A 14,228-nucleotide genomic window follows, 5' to 3' on the forward strand; every position below is an offset into this window, starting at 1 on the left:
CGCGGGGCGCGCTGTTCGCAGGGGATGCCGGGCCAAGGCCCGGCCTACGGAAAGATCGAAGGTACATTCATATGGCAAAGCTGATCGCAGTTCTGAACGTCATCGCCTGGTCCGGGTTCTGGGCTTTTGGTTACCTCGCGCTGTCCAGCGGGTCCGATGCGGGATCGCAGACAGTGGTTGCGATCCTTTTGGCTGCCATCGGAGGGGCCGCAGGGTTGTGGGCCTATTTGTGGCTGATCCGCCATTCCGAAGTCACCGGATATGCCAAACCGCGCAACCGTGCTGCGATCCATGAAGAGGAGACCGCCTGATGCTCTACCGCACGGCTGGCCAATTCAAGACGAGCTACAACGCCGATCAGGCCCTGTTCCCGGTCAAGCAGGACGCGTTTCTGCTGGGGATCATTCTTATCCTTGCCTGGGTGGTGTTCCCTCTGACCGCATCAGAATTCACCTTTCAGACGCTGCTGATCCCGATCCTGATCTATGCGCTGGCCGCGATGGGGCTGAACATTCTCACCGGGTTTGCCGGGCAGCTCAGCCTTGGCACGGGGGCGTTCATGGGTGTTGGCGCCTATGCCTGCTACAAGATGGTCACGCTGTTTCCGTGGATGAACCCGATTGTCGCGATCCTTTTGTCGGGGGTGTTCAGCGCAGGCATCGGGGTCGCGTTCGGCATTCCCAGCCTGCGGATCAAGGGCTTTTACCTCGCGATCGCGACGCTTGCGGCGCAGTTCTTCCTCGTCTGGTTGTTCGAGAAATGGGCGTGGCTTTACAATTACAACGCCTCGGGCGCGATCCAGGTGCCGAACCTTGAAATGTTCGGGATGTTCATCACCGGCCCTCAGGCGGCGTCCGTCACCGAATATTACATCGTGCTCTTCGTGGTCTCGTTGCTCACGCTGCTCTGCATCAACCTGACGCGGGGCAATCTGGGGCGGACGTGGAAGGCGACGCGCGACATGGACATCGCGGCGGAGCTGATCGGCATCAACCTGATGAAGTCCAAGCTGACCGCCTTTGCCGTGTCGTCCTATGTCGTGGGGGTCTCAGGTGCGCTTTATGTCTTCATGTGGAAGGGCGCGGCAGAACCCAACGTGTTCGACATTCCGCTGTCGTTCCAGGTGTTGTTCATCGCCATCATCGGTGGACTTGGGTCGATCATGGGCAATTACCTTGGCGCCATCCTGATTGTCGGTTTGCCTGTGGTGCTCAACGTGATCGCGGGCACGCAGGTGTTCGAGATGTCCGGCATCAGCGCCATTCTCGCCATTGCACTGGCAGCGGCGGTTGGCTTCCTGTTCTGGGTGGCGCGCAATGGATGGGGCATCGGCGCGGTGATCGGGTTTGTCGTTCTGACGCTAATCTATGGCTACGCCCAGACACAGGGGTTCCGCATCGACTCAGCTTTGATCGAGCATATCAACGTGATGATCATCGGGGCATTGATCATCTTCTTCCTGATTATCGAGCCGCACGGTCTGAACCAGCTTTGGCGCCTGATCCGTGAAAAACTGATTATCTGGCCATTCCCGCACTGACGCGGGGAGGCCCAAGACCAAGAACCAAATCAAACATGACAGTTCCAATGGGAGGACAACCATGAAACACTTTACCAAACTGGCAACGGCGGCTGCGCTGGGCACCGTGCTGGGCACGGCGGCGATTGCGCAGGAACTCTACACGCCGAACCTTGCCTACCGGACCGGCCCCTTTGCGGCGACGGGTATTCCGCTGATGAACGGTCAGGCCGACTACATGGCGCTGCTCAACGAGCGGGACGGCGGTGTTGGTGGCGTTCTGATCAACGCTGAAGAATGTGAGACCGGCTATTCCACCGAAAAAGGTGTGGAATGCTACGAAAAGACCAAAGGCACGGCCATCGTGACCCAGCCCTGGTCCACAGGTATCACGCTTCAGGTTCTGCCGAAGACCAACGTGGACGAAATCCCGATCCTTGCGCCGGGCTACGGCTTCTCGCCGATGGCGGATGGCAAGGTGTTCCAGTGGGCGTTCAACATGCCTGCCGGGTATTGGGATGCGGCGGACATGATCATCCAGTACCTCGAAGGCGAGGGTGGATCTCTCAGCGGCAAGAAGATCGCGTTCCTGCATCTTGACCACCCGTTCGGCAAGGAACCGCTTCCGGTTCTGGAAATGCATGCCGCAGGCAAAGGGTTCGAGCTTCTGCCGATCCCGGTTGGTCTGAAGGAAATGCAGAACCAGTCGGCCCAGTGGCTGCAGATCCGCCGTGAACGCCCGGACTATGTCGTGATGTGGGGCTGGGGTGCGATGAACGCCGGTGCCATCACCGAAGCCGTCAAGACCAAGTTCCCGATGGAAAACTTCATCGGCGTCTGGTGGGCTGGTCACGATGCTGACCTCAAGCTCGTTGGTGACGACGGCAAAGGCTACAAGTCGATTTCCTGGTCTTTCCCGAACCCTGATGCGCCTGTGATGAAGCAGGTCAAGGAAATGGTCTTCGACAAAGGGCTGAGTCAGTCCAACGAAGAAGAGATGCAGGGCGTGTTCTACGGTCGTGGTCTCGTGATGTCGGCAATCCTTGCCGAAGGCATCAAGAATGCTCAGGAGAACTTCGGCACAGGCCAGATCGACGCGACACAGCTGCGTTGGGGTCTGGAAAACATCAACCTGACCAACGAGCGGATTGTCGAGCTGGGCCTGGAAGGCATGGTGCCGCCGTTCTCGACCTCCTGCGGCAACCACACCGGTCATTCGGGCGGCTGGATGCTCGAATGGGATGGCGCTAAGTTCGTCAAAGCGTCTGACCTGCTTAAGCCGAATGTCGATGGCTATGCGGATCTGATCCAGTCTTCAGCGGCGGAATACGCCACCTCGAATGCGCCTTGGGCGATGAACGAAGAGTGCTCGGCCACCAACTAAGGCCACGCTTTGCCACCGGCGGCGACACGCGTCGCCGGTGGTTTCCCTGAAATTTTATCACTTGGTAAAATCATGCTGGACGCCGCACGCACAGACGAGACCCTGCTTGAGGTCAACAATATCGAGGTGATCTACAATCACGTGATCCTCGTTCTGAAAGGTGTGAGCCTGACCGTAAAAAAAGGCGGCATTACCGCGCTTCTCGGTGGCAATGGCGCGGGCAAGACAACCACGCTCAAGGCAATCTCCAACCTGCTGCATTCTGAGCGCGGTGAGGTCACCAAAGGCTCGATCATCTACCAGGGCGAACGTGTGCAGGATCTCGACCCTGCCGCACTGGTCAAACGCGGCGTGATCCAGGTGATGGAGGGCCGGCATTGTTTCGGCCACCTCACGGTCGAGGAAAACCTGCTGACCGGGGCCTATACCCGCAAGGATGGCAAAGGTGCTATCGAAGCCGACCTTCAGATGGTCTACGACTATTTCCCCCGCCTCAAGGAGCGCCGCAAATCGCAGGCTGGCTACACCTCGGGCGGTGAACAACAGATGACCGCAATTGGCCGTGCGCTGATGTCGCGCCCGCAGACGATCCTGTTGGATGAGCCGTCGATGGGCCTTGCGCCGCAGCTGGTCGAACAGATCTTCGAGATCGTGAAGTCGGTGAACGAGAATGAAGGCGTGTCCTTCCTTCTGGCCGAACAGAACACCAACGTGGCCCTGCGCTATGCGCATTACGGTTACATCCTTGAAAACGGGCGCGTTGTGATGGACGGCCCCGCCGCCGAGTTGCGTGAGAACCCGGACGTCAAGGAGTTCTACCTCGGGGTTTCGGATGACGGCCGCAAGTCCTTCCGCGATGTCCGCAGCTATCGCCGCCGCAAGCGCTGGCTGGCCTAAGGCGACCAAAAGTGAACCAAGAACTGACCAAACAAGGCTTTGATGCCATGAGCACCCATTTCGACGAATTGGAAACCCGCAGCCCGGATCACCGAGCAGCGGACCAGCTTGAGGCGCTGAATGCGCTGCTGCCGGCGCATGGGTTCAACCCGCTTGGCGATCTGTCAGAGCTTGCCTCTCTGCCCGTGCTGCGCAAGTCCGACCTGAGCCAGCGTCAAAAGGAGAAGCCACCGTTCGGTGGTTTGCCCGTATCCAACCTTGCGCATATCTTCCAGTCACCGGGGCCGATCTATGAACCCGGTGGTGTGACCCGCGACTGGTGGCGCATGGGCCGCTTCCTGCATGCGGCGGGTTTCGGCACAACGGATATCGTGCAGAACTGTTTTGGCTATCACCTGACCCCGGCGGGTATGATCTTTGAAAACGGTGCCCGCACCGTTGGCGCTGTGGTCCTGCCCGCGGGTACAGGCCAGACCGAATTGCAGGTTCAGGCGGCACATGATGTGGGTGTCACCGCGTACGCGGGCACGCCCGATTACCTCAAAGTGATCCTCGAAAAAGCCGACGACATGGGCGTTCAGCTTGGCATCGTCAAAGCGGCCGTATCCGGCGGTGCGCTCTTCCCGTCGCTGCGCGCGTGGTACAAGGATCGCGGCATTTCCTGTCTTCAGTGCTATGCCACCGCCGATGTGGGACATATCGCCTACGAGACCGCGGCGATGGAGGGCATGATCCTTGATGAAGGTGTGATCGTCGAAATCGTCACCCCCGGCACCGGTGACCCGGTGGCGGACGGCGAGGTCGGCGAAGTTCTGGTGACGTCGCTGAACCCCGATTACCCGCTGGTCCGGTTTGCCACCGGGGATATGAGCGCGATCCTCCCCGGTCAAAGCCCCTGCGGGCGCACCAACACCCGCATCAAGGGCTGGATGGGTCGTGCCGACCAGACCACCAAGATCAAGGGGATGTTCGTGCGCCCCGAACAGGTTGCCGCCTTGGTCGCGAAACATGCCGAGATCGACCGCGCCCGTGTTGTCGCAAGCCGCGATGGTGAGATGGATGTGATGACTGTCCGGATTGAAACCGCGGCCAATGATGCGACACGCTTCGAGACGAGCATCGTCGAAACGCTCAAGCTCAAGGGCCGGGTCGAACTGGTGCCGCCGGGGGCGTTGCCGCGCGACGGATTGGTGATCGAAGACGTGCGCAGCTACGATTGATCGGCACGGGCGGGGATATCCCCCGCCAGAAAAACGCGGCGATATTGGATAACTTTTGGGTTTCGTGCGTTAGTCTTCCAACATGACGGAGGACCATCCATGAAACGACTCGCGTTTTCGATTTCGGCAGCTCTTGTTCTGGCCTCGCCGGGCCTCGCGCAAAGCAGTGATCTTCTGATCATCGGCAACAGCGCTCCGGGCATGGTGCAGCGCCTTACTGGTAGCGGTGACTTGGCGGGCTTGCGGTCGGCGTTCGAGGAGCGCGGCGCAGAGGTGAGCCTTGCAACGGGTGCCGATGCGGAAGCGATGCGCTCCGCCTTTCGCGCCTTTGCCGACGGGCTGGACGCGACAACCGACGATGTGGGGATCGTCCTGACCGGGCAGTTCGTGTCGACCATCGCGGGCACCTACTTGCTTCCTGCGGGGATGGAGCGCCTGTCCCTTGCCGCTGTCGTCGCTGACGGGTTTCCGCTTGATGCCATTTACGCGGTCGCGGCCGAATATCCCGGCCGTGCGCTGATCGTTCTGGGCGAGGTGGAAGGCGAAGACGATATGCGTGCAGGGGTGTCGGTGGACCTGCCGTTTCAGGACATTCCGCAGGGTGTGACCCTTGCCATCGGACCCGCTGGGAATGCCGCCCGTTTTGCCGATCGCTTGTCCGACGCGACGGGCGAAGATGTCCTGCCTTTGGCACGTGAAGCCGGATTGAGCCTCTTGGGCTTTGTCCCCCGTGAATTGTCGCTTTTTGCCGGGACCGACAACACCCTGCCGCAGATCAGCCCGGACAGAAACACCCAAGCCCGCGAGGCCGCAGATCTGGCCGCGTGGGAGAAGGCGGTCTCGGCAAACACCGAAGCGGGGTACGACACTTACCTTGCTGCCTTTCCCGAAGGTCAGAATGCGGCAGAGGCGCGGCAACGCCTGACGGCCATCCGGTCCGAGCCGTTCTTCCGCGAGAAACAGACCGAAGAAAATCTGGCACTGTCCCGCGATGCCCGTCGCGAGATTCAACGCGATCTGTCGCTCTTGGGGTATAACACGCGGGGCATTGACGGTATCTTCGGACGCGGCACGCGCGGGGCCGTGACGGCATGGCAGAACGCGAACAATTTGTCCGCGTCCGGCTATCTGGATGCAGATCAGATCGCGCGGCTGGATGCGCAGGCCGAGCGCCGAGCGGCCGAGCTTGAGGAAGAGGCGCGTCAGAGGCAGGCACAACTGGAACGGCAGGACCGCACGTTCTGGTCCGAAACCGGCGCGCGGGGCGATGAGGCGGGCTTTCGCGCTTATCTCAAGCGGTTCCCTGACGGGATCTATGCCGAGGAAGCGCAAGGCAGATTGGATGCTATCGAAGAACGGCGCCGCTCACAGGCCGAAGGTGAGGATCGCCGACGCTGGCAGATCGCGCGCCAGACCGACACCGAGGCGGGATATCGCGCCTATCTGGCGGAGCGGCCCACCGGTGCCTTCGTCGAAGAGGCGCGGGCGCGGATCGAGTATTTCCAGAACAATGCCGAACAGATTGCCTTGCAGGAGCGGGCACAGGCGGATGAAGCGGCTTTGGGTCTGAACGACACCGCCCGCCGTCTGGCCGAAGCACGTCTGGCCGAGTTGGGGCTGCAGCCGGGGACTGTCGATGGCACGTTCGACGAGGAGGCCCGCCGGGCGATCCGCCGCTATCAGGACGCGCGCAATCTGCGGGTTTCGGGGTATCTGGATCAAGCCACCGTGGTGCGACTGATGGCGGATTCGATCCTGCGCTAACCGCGCGGGATCAGTCGAGCTCGGTCCACGGCCACGGTTTCACGTTGCTTGCCGCCGTCTGGTAACGCGCGGCCTTGGCGATCCAGATGCCAAGGTCGGTGCCAAATTCGGACAGCCGTTCATTGGGCTGCTTGTTGCTGACCAGCATGATGACGAACTGGATCACAGTCATGACACCCAGCACCGTCTGCGCGACCGAGATCATGATCGCGATCAGGATCATGTAGATCAGCCGCTCCAGCAGGCCGTCGGTGTTCTCCGGCTCAAGCTGTTCGCCGTGCAGACGGCCGGCAACCTTGTCTTCGTCAGAGGCGGGCACTTCGGCGGTCCTTTCGTGTCGGTGTCGGGACAACTGTATGCATGTTCCGCGTTCTGCGCCAACCCGCTTTGCCCAGAACTTCGGGTGTCGCGGGTCCACCGGTCCCTTGTTTGACCTCTCTGTGGCGCGGGACTAGGCAGGCTCATGCGGTCACGACGACCGGCGTAGGATGGCCAGGACCTAAGGGAGACAGAGAATGGACCAGCGGGCAAACGGTCAATGTCTGTGCGGAGCCGTCAAATTCCGCATCTCCGGCGCATTCGACAGCTTCTTTCTGTGCCACTGCAGCCGCTGCCGCAAGGACAGCGGATCGGCCCATTCGGCAAATCTGTTCGCAAACACAGCCACTTTGGATTGGCTGACAGGTGAGGATCAGATCCGCATCTTTCACCTGCCCGGCACGCGGCACGTGAAAAGTTTTTGTGCAACATGCGGTTCGGCGCTGCCATATGCGTCCCCGAGCGGGAATATGCTTGTCGTGCCGGCCGGGTCGTTGGACACGCCTGTAAGCCTGCGACCCGACGCGCATATATGCGTCTCCAGCCGGGCAGGCTGGGATTGCGATCTGGCAGATGTGGCGGAATTCAGCGGGCTTCCGGGCTGAGGTTCCAAAGTCAGGCCCCAAAACCGTCGCATCCTTCGGCACTGCGCAGAGGCTTGGGTCTTGAAACCATCCAACACAAACAAAAAAACCATCCCGAAGGATGGCTTTTTCGCAAAATCTGCGGGTCCGCTCAGCCCTGACGGGCTTTGTACCGACGCTGCGTCTTGTTGATCACGTAGACGCGGCCTTTACGGCGCACAACGCGGCAGTCGCGATGGCGGTTCTTCAGCGAACGAAGCGAGTTCTTGACCTTCATCGGGTCTCTCCTCTTATCGCGGCGCGCGAGCGCCTTGGTGGTTGCGGGTGCCCCGAGCCGAAGCCCGAGACGGCGAATTCAATGGTGGGCGATACAAGGTTCGAACTTGTGACCCCTTCGATGTCAACGAAGTGCTCTACCACTGAGCTAATCGCCCTTTGAACCGACCCGATTCACGTACCCCAAATAAAAGGGGCGCGTGAAGCCGCGCCGGTGGAGCGGTCTATAAAAGGAGTCGTAGCGGGGATCAAGGGCTTTGGTCACAGAAAAAATCGGTCTATGTATGGTACATAGGGAGAGCTTATGCCCAAAGTCGCGTACCACCTCGTTCAGCCGGAAGCGCACACCTCGCGGGTGGTGTTTGCATCGCCGCATTCCGGGCGGGACTACAGCTGGACCTTCCTGCGATACACCGTTCTTGACGAAGTGACGATCCGGTCTTCGGAGGATGCGTTTGTCGATCGCCTGTTCGATTGTGCCCCGCAATTCGGCGCGCCTTTCATCAAGGCCGGTGCACCGCGTGCGTATATCGACCTCAACCGTTCTGCCGAAGAACTTGACCCCGCGCTGATCGAAGGGGTGCGTCGTCAGACCCACAACCCGCGCGTTGCCTCGGGTCTGGGAGTTGTGCCGCGCGTCGTGGCCAATGGTCGCCCGATCTATCAGGGCAAGCTGCCGCTGGCCGAGGCGGAACGCCGCATCGCGCAGTTCTGGCATCCCTATCACGACCAGTTGCGCAAGCTGATGCAGCAGGCCCATACCCGCTTTGGCGAGGCGATTCTTGTCGACTGCCATTCGATGCCGCGCGAGGCGTTGGACGGTGTCGCCAAATCCACGGCACGGCGACCGCAGATCGTGTTGGGTGACCGGTTTGGGGCCTCTGCCAGCCAAACGGTGGTGGACCAGATCGAAGCGGCGTTTACCGACGCAGGGCTGGTCGTCGCCCGCAATACACCTTTTGCCGGGGCCTATATCACACAGGCCTATGGCCGCCCCTCGCGCAACCAGCACGCCGTCCAGATCGAGATCGACCGGTCCATCTACATGGACGAGCGCACGATTCGGCCGAATGCGAATTTCCACAACTTCCGCAAGCTTCTGCGCAGCGTCATCGCCGAGATCGCCGCCACGGGTCAGGCCAAGGACATGCCGCTCGCGGCGGAATAAGTCTCAGGCAAACAGCTTGCTCAGCGTGTCTTTCAGCACCGTGTTGTTGTCCGGAAGTACCAACCGGACCGGAACCGTGAGCACCTTCATCCGGTAGCTTTGTGGCAGGCGCACCGCGTCTTTTTCTGTTGTCACCAATTGCGCGCGGGCGGTTTGTGCGTCTTTCTCCAGCCGTGCCAGAAGCGCGTTTGTCAGCGGCTGATGGTCGTCCAGTGCGCGGCTCTCGACCAATTCCACCCCAAGGTCGCGCAAGGTGCGGAAGAACTTTTCCGGATGGCCAATTCCGGCAAAGGCCAGACAGCGCAGTCCCTCCCAATCCATCCCGGTTTGCAGAGGTATCAAGTGCCCGGTCAGATGGGGCAGGGAGATCTGCGACTGCCACGTTCTGGCGAAACTCTGTTGGGCTTCGTCCGACCCGATGGACAGCACCAGATCCGCGCGTGCCATCGCAGCCGCGACCGGTTCACGCAACGGACCTGCCGGAATGCAGCGTCCGTTGCCGAAACCCCGTGTGGCATCGACCACGATCAGCGACAGGTCCTTGGCAAGGCTGGGGTTCTGCAGCCCGTCATCCAGCAGGATCACCTCTGCTCCTGCGGCCTTGGCGGCCTGCGCACCAAGCGCCCGGTCCTTGGACACCCAGACGGTGCCGAAGGCCGCCACAAGCAGCGGCTCGTCGCCGACCTCCTCTGCCGTATGGCGGCGCGGATCGACCTGCACAGGACCTTCCAGCGAGCCCCCGAAGCCGCGTGACACCACATGCGCGGTCTTGCCCATATCCGACAGCATCTGCATCAGCGCGATCACCGTTGGTGTCTTGCCCGTGCCGCCCGCGTTGACGTTGCCGACGCAGATCACGGGAATCCCGAGGCGCAGCGGCGTGCCGCGCTGCAACCGCCGCGCGGTCGCCGCTGCGTAAAGTGCACCCAGCGGTGCAAGAAGCCGGGGCCAGAGACCGGGGCGGTCGGGCGGCGCATCCCAGAACGCGGGAGGTTTCATCGAGCCCCCTCCAGCGCATCGAGCCATTCGTTGATCTGCACGAGGATCAGATCGGCTGTCTCGGCTCCGGCGGACACCACGTTCCAGCCCGCATGCGCCATCGCCGCCGCACGGTCCGGCGCGATCAGGTGCGACACGGCGGCGCTGAGCGATTCCATGTCCTTGACGATCCGAGCCGCGCCAGCGGCCACCAGCCGGGAATAGGAATCCAGATGACGACCGACATTCGGGCCATACAGGATGGCGGAGCCCAGGGCCGCAGCCATCATCGGGGATTGCCCCCCCGTTTTGCCAGCAAGCGAACCGCCAAGAAAACAAAGCGGTGCCAGCCGATACCAGAGACCCAGTTCACTGTCGTCGCCGGCAAGAAGAACCTGCGTGTTCTCATCCGGCATGTCGCCGTTCTCCCAGCGCGCGAGACGCAGACCGATCTCCTGGCAATGTTCGGCGATGAAAGTTTCGTCTTCGGGGTTCGCAGGCACCACGACCAACAACAGGCGGTGCGCCAGACGGGCTGCGCGGCGGTGCGCCCGCAGAACGGCATCCGCCTCGTCGCGCTGGATATAGGCACCCAGCCACACCGGTCGGCCCGCCAGAAGGGCGGTGAGTTCCTCGTGCAGACCGTCATGGCTCGACAGGGGAAAGACTTCCGGCTCAAGCGGGGAGGCGACCTCGATCCGGTCATCCGTCACCCCAAGCCGCCGCATCCGCATGGCGGCTTTCTTGTCCTGCGCGAGGATGCTGTGAAACAGGCTCAGCGTGCCCGCAGAGGCGTCGGGCAGAAACCGTTTTGATGGCTGCCGCCAAGGCGCATCGGCCGCGTCGCTCAACAGCAGATGTGCGCCCGACATCGCCGCCTCGTGGATCAGCGCGGGGCGCAGGCCGTTGCCCGCCCAGACAAGGATATTGGGCCGCCAATGGTCCAGAAACCGGTGGACATCACTCAGGGTTTCGGCAGGCGGCGGGCCAACACTATACCCTTCGATCGACAATCCTTCGGTCGGGATCGAGTCGCAGGTGAGCAACAGGGAAAAATCCTCGCGCTGCAACCGCAGGCGCTTGATGAGGGTCAGCAAGGTCTCAAGCCGTGTGCGCGTGTCGCTGTGCAGCCAGAGAACCGGTCCGGTCGGGCGCGCGGGCCAATGCGTGGCGTCAGCGGTCAGTCGGTCCGACCCCCGCGCCAGCGCCAGATAGGCGGTCAGACTGAACGGCCTGCGCGCCAAATGGTCAGTCCTGTGCCTCGGGCGCTTGTGTGCTGGCGTCCATCAACTGCTGCAGATCCCCAAGGAAATAGCGCATATGTGCATTGTCCACGGTGCGCTGCGCTTCGGTTTTCCAGGCGTCGTAGGCTGATTTGCGATCAGCGAAAATCCCGACGATATGGATGGCCTTCGGGTCTTTGAACACGTTTTCCGACGGTGTCACCAGTTCTCCGCCAAAGACGATGTGCAGATGCTGGGCCATGCGGTGTTCCTTCCTTGCTGCGGTGCGGCCAACGTAAGAAGCTGGAGATGAGGGTCAAGGTGATTAGGGCAAACGCTGCGCGATCAGGCCTTTGATGGCGCGGGCATGCTCGGCGGTTGCGCCACAGACATCCTCGGTCAGGGCTTTGGCGCGGTCGATGAGCGCGTCAGGCTCTGTGATCTCGTCAATGAGGCCCCATGTCAGCGCATCCTCGATCGGGATCTTCTGTCCGGCCATCAGGATCATCTTGGCGCGCGAGGGTCCGACAAGGGCCGACAGGCGCGCCGGGTCGGACGGTTGCGGCAGAAAACCCAGCTTCATCACCGGGTAGAACACCTTGGTCCCCGGCACGGCGATCCGCAGGTCGCAGGCCAGAACCATGCCCATCGCACCCCCGGCAACCGTGCCGTTCAGCGCCGCAATGGTCAGGCCCGGATGGCGCGCGATGGCCCCCGACAGTCTTTCCCAAAGCGGGCTCAGCGCCAGACCCGCCTTGGCCGCCTCTAGATCGGCACCGGCAGAGAAAACCTTGCCAACACCGGTCAGAATGACCGCCCGCGCGCTGCGGGCCTCTTCGACGCCGACGCACAGCGCCTCCAGCATCTCGCCGGTCAGCGAATTGGCCTTGTCCGGGCGGTTGATCGTCAGCACGCAAAGCGTGCCGTCATTCTGGACCTCGATCATACCAATCCCACCTTCTTGCGGATGTCCTTGTCCCGGAGCGAGATTTCCTCGCCCAGATAGACATCCGCCTCGGAGCTGCACATCCACAATAGCGCCTTGGCGGGCCAGTCCGCCGGGATGTGCACAGACCAATCCAGCTGGCTCACCGGGTTGATCCCGCTTGCCTTGATCTCGCGCTGCATCTGGGTGGCGACGGTGCCCGGCGACAGACCTATGGCGCGGATGCCCTTGTCGGCCATTTCCTTGTGCAGGCTGCGCGTCAGCATCGCCGCGCCGGCCTTGGAGGCGCAATAGTGCGACCATGCCTCAATCGGGTTATGCGCAGCGCCTGAACTGACCGTCAGGACCGTCCCGCCACCTGCAGCCTCCATCACCGGAAGGGCGGCCCGCATCCCGTGGAACACGCCTTTGAGGTTGATGTCGATCACCTGTCCCCAAGCTTCGGGATCCGCTTCGTCCATCCGGGCAATGGGTTCGATCACACCGGCATTGTTGATCAGGATGTCCAGCCCGCCAAACGCGGTGACGCAGTTTTCGACCGCCTGCGCCACTTCCCAGTAGCGGCTGATGTCGCAGGGAATGGCCACGGCCTTTTGTCCGATTTCACCGGCGAGATCGGCGATGCTGTCGGCGGATCGTGCAACCAGCGCGACATTCGCGCCCGCTTCGGCGAAAACCCGCGCAGCTTCGGCCCCGATGCCACGGCTGGCTCCGGTGATAAGAACTGTGCGTCCAGTTAGATCGGTCATGCGATGGCCTCCGTTACCCGTTCACAGCAGTGCTACTTCGGACGTGACGCGGGGTCCACCCACTTGACCCTTTCAATCAGGAGTCCGAAGTTGGAGGCGGGAATTTGATTTTTTAGGATATCACCATGCGCCGTATTGCTCGTTTTTCATCTTGCTCAATGCTGGCCCTTGCCGTTTCCGGCGGGCCCGGCTTTGCCGAAGTCACTGCACCACAAGTGTGGAACGGTCTCGAAGCCGCCCTGCAGGGGTTTGGCTATTCGGTCACGGCCACGGAAACGCCGACGGGCGACGGGCTGGATGTGACGGATGTCGTGATGCGCTTCGATGCGCCGGAAGATAATGCGACCGTCGAAATCAGCATCGAGTCCATTGATTTCGTCGAAAACGGCGATGGCACTGTCTCTATGACCTTTCCGGCGTCCATGCCGATTTCGATCGATGCCGCCCCCGAGGGCGAAGAGGCGGTCATGATGGTGTTGGATTACGGCAACGAGGGTCTTGAACTTCTGGTGTCGGGCGAGCCTGGAAACATGACCTACACCTACAGCGCGGCGCAGCTGTCCTTGTCGCTGACCGAGTTCGAGATCGACGGCACGCCGGTGCCGCGCGAGGAGGCGCGATTCGACTTCATCCTGGATGACGTTGGGGGCAGCACCGTTGCGGTCACGACCAGCGGTACGGACCTGACCCAAAATGTTCAGGCCGCCGCGGCCCGCTACGATTTTGCCTTCAACGATCCGGAAAGTGACGATGCGGCGCTGGTGTCGGGGTCGATGGACGGACTCTTCGTATCCAGCGCGACGGTTCTGCCGGAAGGCTTTGATCCGAACGATCCGCAATCCCTGGCGGCAGGCGGCTTCTCGGCCGAAGGGTCCATGGGATACACGGGTGGTGAAATGCAATTTGCTGCGACCGAAGAGGCCGGCACCACATCAGGGACCACACGCACCGGGTCGGTGAGGGTGGACTTCGCGATGGATTCGTCGCGTCTGCGTTATGATGTACGGGCCACGGAACAGGCCTTCAGCCTGTCCGGACCGGAACTTCCGTTGCCGGTCGATGTGAGCATGAATTGAGCTATTAAATATTTTCCTCTTCTATCCCATTTATAAATAAGTGAGTTCCGCAGTCCTTGAATGAATTCTTCTTTGTTTGTTGGAAACGCAACTGTTGAATCCCTACAGACTTCTACTTTTTTAATA

17 protein-coding genes and 1 tRNA gene are annotated in these 14,228 nt (G+C 61.4%); 9 read left to right on the top strand and 9 right to left on the bottom strand.

All coding sequences use genetic code 11. The features are described 5' to 3' along the window. The first annotated feature begins 71 nt into the window (after nt 1-71). From JJ869_RS07360 to JJ869_RS07385, 6 genes are all read left to right on the top strand, one after another. Nucleotides 72-311: a hypothetical protein gene (locus tag JJ869_RS07360; protein WP_292265675.1), complete on the top strand. Its 240-nt coding sequence runs from the start codon at nt 72-74 to the stop codon at nt 309-311. Beyond that, nucleotides 311-1,540, top strand: coding sequence for a branched-chain amino acid ABC transporter permease (locus JJ869_RS07365; protein ID WP_292265677.1), 1,230 nt, complete (start codon nt 311-313; stop codon nt 1,538-1,540). Before JJ869_RS07360 ends, JJ869_RS07365 begins: the two co-directional genes overlap by 1 nt. Nucleotides 1,541-1,601: 61 nt before the next feature. Then, a complete protein-coding gene (locus tag JJ869_RS07370) occupies nt 1,602-2,903 on the top strand; it encodes an ABC transporter substrate-binding protein (protein ID WP_292265678.1) in 1,302 nt (433 codons plus the stop codon). 72 nt (nt 2,904-2,975) lie between these two features. Next, nucleotides 2,976-3,800, top strand: a complete 825-nt coding sequence (locus JJ869_RS07375; protein ID WP_292265679.1) for an ABC transporter ATP-binding protein — start codon at nt 2,976-2,978, stop codon at nt 3,798-3,800. Nucleotides 3,801-3,847: 47 nt separating this feature from the next. Continuing rightward, the gene (locus JJ869_RS07380; RefSeq protein WP_292265694.1) at nt 3,848-5,020 is read left to right on the top strand and encodes an AMP-binding protein; all 1,173 of its coding nucleotides are present in this window, start codon (nt 3,848-3,850) and stop codon (nt 5,018-5,020) included. A 99-nt stretch (nt 5,021-5,119) separates the two neighbouring features. Next, nucleotides 5,120-6,784, top strand: coding sequence for a peptidoglycan-binding protein (locus JJ869_RS07385; RefSeq protein ID WP_292265680.1), 1,665 nt, complete (start codon nt 5,120-5,122; stop codon nt 6,782-6,784). Nucleotides 6,785-6,794: 10 nt separating this feature from the next. Here the strand turns inward: JJ869_RS07385 and JJ869_RS07390 are convergent, their stop codons facing one another. Next, nucleotides 6,795-7,103, bottom strand: a complete 309-nt coding sequence (locus JJ869_RS07390) for a DUF4389 domain-containing protein (protein WP_292265682.1) — start codon at nt 7,101-7,103, stop codon at nt 6,795-6,797. A 196-nt stretch (nt 7,104-7,299) separates the two neighbouring features. Here JJ869_RS07390 and JJ869_RS07395 point away from each other — a divergent pair, with 196 nt between their 5' ends. After that, entirely contained in the window at nt 7,300-7,707 is a 408-nt protein-coding gene (locus JJ869_RS07395) for a GFA family protein (protein ID WP_292265684.1), read from the top strand. A 130-nt stretch (nt 7,708-7,837) separates the two neighbouring features. On the opposite strand, the gene ykgO is transcribed toward JJ869_RS07395, so the two are convergent. Beyond that, a complete protein-coding gene (gene ykgO / locus JJ869_RS07400; RefSeq protein WP_109464916.1) occupies nt 7,838-7,963 on the bottom strand; it encodes a type B 50S ribosomal protein L36 in 126 nt (41 codons plus the stop codon). Nucleotides 7,964-8,045: 82 nt separating this feature from the next. Beyond that, nucleotides 8,046-8,120: transfer RNA gene (locus tag JJ869_RS07405), tRNA-Val, on the bottom strand. A gap of 146 nt (nt 8,121-8,266) precedes the next feature. Between JJ869_RS07405 and JJ869_RS07410 the strand changes: the two genes are divergently transcribed. Further along, a complete protein-coding gene (locus JJ869_RS07410) occupies nt 8,267-9,130 on the top strand; it encodes an N-formylglutamate amidohydrolase (protein WP_292265685.1) in 864 nt (287 codons plus the stop codon). A gap of 3 nt (nt 9,131-9,133) precedes the next feature. Here the strand turns inward: JJ869_RS07410 and lpxK are convergent, their stop codons facing one another. From lpxK to JJ869_RS07435, 5 genes are all read right to left on the bottom strand, one after another. Then, on the bottom strand, nt 9,134-10,129 hold the full coding sequence (gene lpxK / locus JJ869_RS07415) for a tetraacyldisaccharide 4'-kinase (protein WP_292265687.1): 996 nt from the start codon (nt 10,127-10,129) through the stop codon (nt 9,134-9,136). Further along, nucleotides 10,126-11,352 carry a glycosyltransferase N-terminal domain-containing protein gene (locus JJ869_RS07420; protein ID WP_292265688.1) on the bottom strand — a complete coding sequence of 409 codons (1,227 nt, stop codon included), beginning with the start codon at nt 11,350-11,352 and terminating at the stop codon, nt 10,126-10,128. Before JJ869_RS07420 ends, lpxK begins: the two co-directional genes overlap by 4 nt. Nucleotides 11,353-11,356: 4 nt before the next feature. Continuing rightward, nucleotides 11,357-11,593 (bottom strand): DUF4170 domain-containing protein, encoded by a 237-nt coding sequence (locus JJ869_RS07425; protein WP_292265689.1) that lies wholly within the window; start codon nt 11,591-11,593, stop codon nt 11,357-11,359. A gap of 63 nt (nt 11,594-11,656) precedes the next feature. Then, nucleotides 11,657-12,277 (bottom strand): enoyl-CoA hydratase/isomerase family protein, encoded by a 621-nt coding sequence (locus JJ869_RS07430; RefSeq protein ID WP_292265690.1) that lies wholly within the window; start codon nt 12,275-12,277, stop codon nt 11,657-11,659. Beyond that, nucleotides 12,274-13,026, bottom strand: a complete 753-nt coding sequence (locus tag JJ869_RS07435; protein ID WP_292265691.1) for an SDR family oxidoreductase — start codon at nt 13,024-13,026, stop codon at nt 12,274-12,276. Before JJ869_RS07435 ends, JJ869_RS07430 begins: the two co-directional genes overlap by 4 nt. Nucleotides 13,027-13,151: 125 nt before the next feature. Between JJ869_RS07435 and JJ869_RS07440 the strand changes: the two genes are divergently transcribed. Then, the gene (locus JJ869_RS07440; RefSeq protein WP_292265692.1) at nt 13,152-14,102 is read left to right on the top strand and encodes a hypothetical protein; all 951 of its coding nucleotides are present in this window, start codon (nt 13,152-13,154) and stop codon (nt 14,100-14,102) included. Here JJ869_RS07440 and JJ869_RS23140 read toward each other — a convergent pair. Further along, nucleotides 14,021-14,227: a DNA-formamidopyrimidine glycosylase family protein gene (locus tag JJ869_RS23140; RefSeq protein WP_366510418.1), complete on the bottom strand. Its 207-nt coding sequence runs from the start codon at nt 14,225-14,227 to the stop codon at nt 14,021-14,023. The two genes, JJ869_RS07440 and JJ869_RS23140, sit on opposite strands and share 82 nt — an antisense overlap. Between the last annotated feature and the right edge of the window lies 1 nt (nt 14,228).

It is taken from the genome of Marivita sp., from assembly GCF_017643905.1.
In the GTDB taxonomy this organism is placed as follows: domain Bacteria; phylum Pseudomonadota; class Alphaproteobacteria; order Rhodobacterales; family Rhodobacteraceae; genus Marivita.

Excerpts from the sequence above, each read along its gene's own strand:
- JJ869_RS07435 (WP_292265691.1), bottom strand. The coding sequence starts at position 13,026 with ATGACCGATCTAACTGGACGCACAGTTCTTATCACCGGAGCCAGCCGT.
- JJ869_RS07380 (WP_292265694.1), top strand. The coding sequence starts at position 3,848 with ATGAGCACCCATTTCGACGAATTGGAAACCCGCAGCCCGGATCACCGA.
- JJ869_RS07385 (WP_292265680.1), top strand. The coding sequence starts at position 5,120 with ATGAAACGACTCGCGTTTTCGATTTCGGCAGCTCTTGTTCTGGCCTCG.
- JJ869_RS07370 (WP_292265678.1), top strand. The coding sequence starts at position 1,602 with ATGAAACACTTTACCAAACTGGCAACGGCGGCTGCGCTGGGCACCGTG.
- JJ869_RS07410 (WP_292265685.1), top strand. The coding sequence starts at position 8,267 with ATGCCCAAAGTCGCGTACCACCTCGTTCAGCCGGAAGCGCACACCTCG.
- JJ869_RS07360 (WP_292265675.1), top strand. The coding sequence starts at position 72 with ATGGCAAAGCTGATCGCAGTTCTGAACGTCATCGCCTGGTCCGGGTTC.
- JJ869_RS07425 (WP_292265689.1), bottom strand. The coding sequence starts at position 11,593 with ATGGCCCAGCATCTGCACATCGTCTTTGGCGGAGAACTGGTGACACCG.
- JJ869_RS07430 (WP_292265690.1), bottom strand. The coding sequence starts at position 12,277 with ATGATCGAGGTCCAGAATGACGGCACGCTTTGCGTGCTGACGATCAAC.
- JJ869_RS07395 (WP_292265684.1), top strand. The coding sequence starts at position 7,300 with ATGGACCAGCGGGCAAACGGTCAATGTCTGTGCGGAGCCGTCAAATTC.
- lpxK (WP_292265687.1), bottom strand. The coding sequence starts at position 10,129 with ATGAAACCTCCCGCGTTCTGGGATGCGCCGCCCGACCGCCCCGGTCTC.
- JJ869_RS07365 (WP_292265677.1), top strand. The coding sequence starts at position 311 with ATGCTCTACCGCACGGCTGGCCAATTCAAGACGAGCTACAACGCCGAT.
- ykgO (WP_109464916.1), bottom strand. The coding sequence starts at position 7,963 with ATGAAGGTCAAGAACTCGCTTCGTTCGCTGAAGAACCGCCATCGCGAC.
- JJ869_RS07440 (WP_292265692.1), top strand. The coding sequence starts at position 13,152 with ATGCGCCGTATTGCTCGTTTTTCATCTTGCTCAATGCTGGCCCTTGCC.
- JJ869_RS07375 (WP_292265679.1), top strand. The coding sequence starts at position 2,976 with ATGCTGGACGCCGCACGCACAGACGAGACCCTGCTTGAGGTCAACAAT.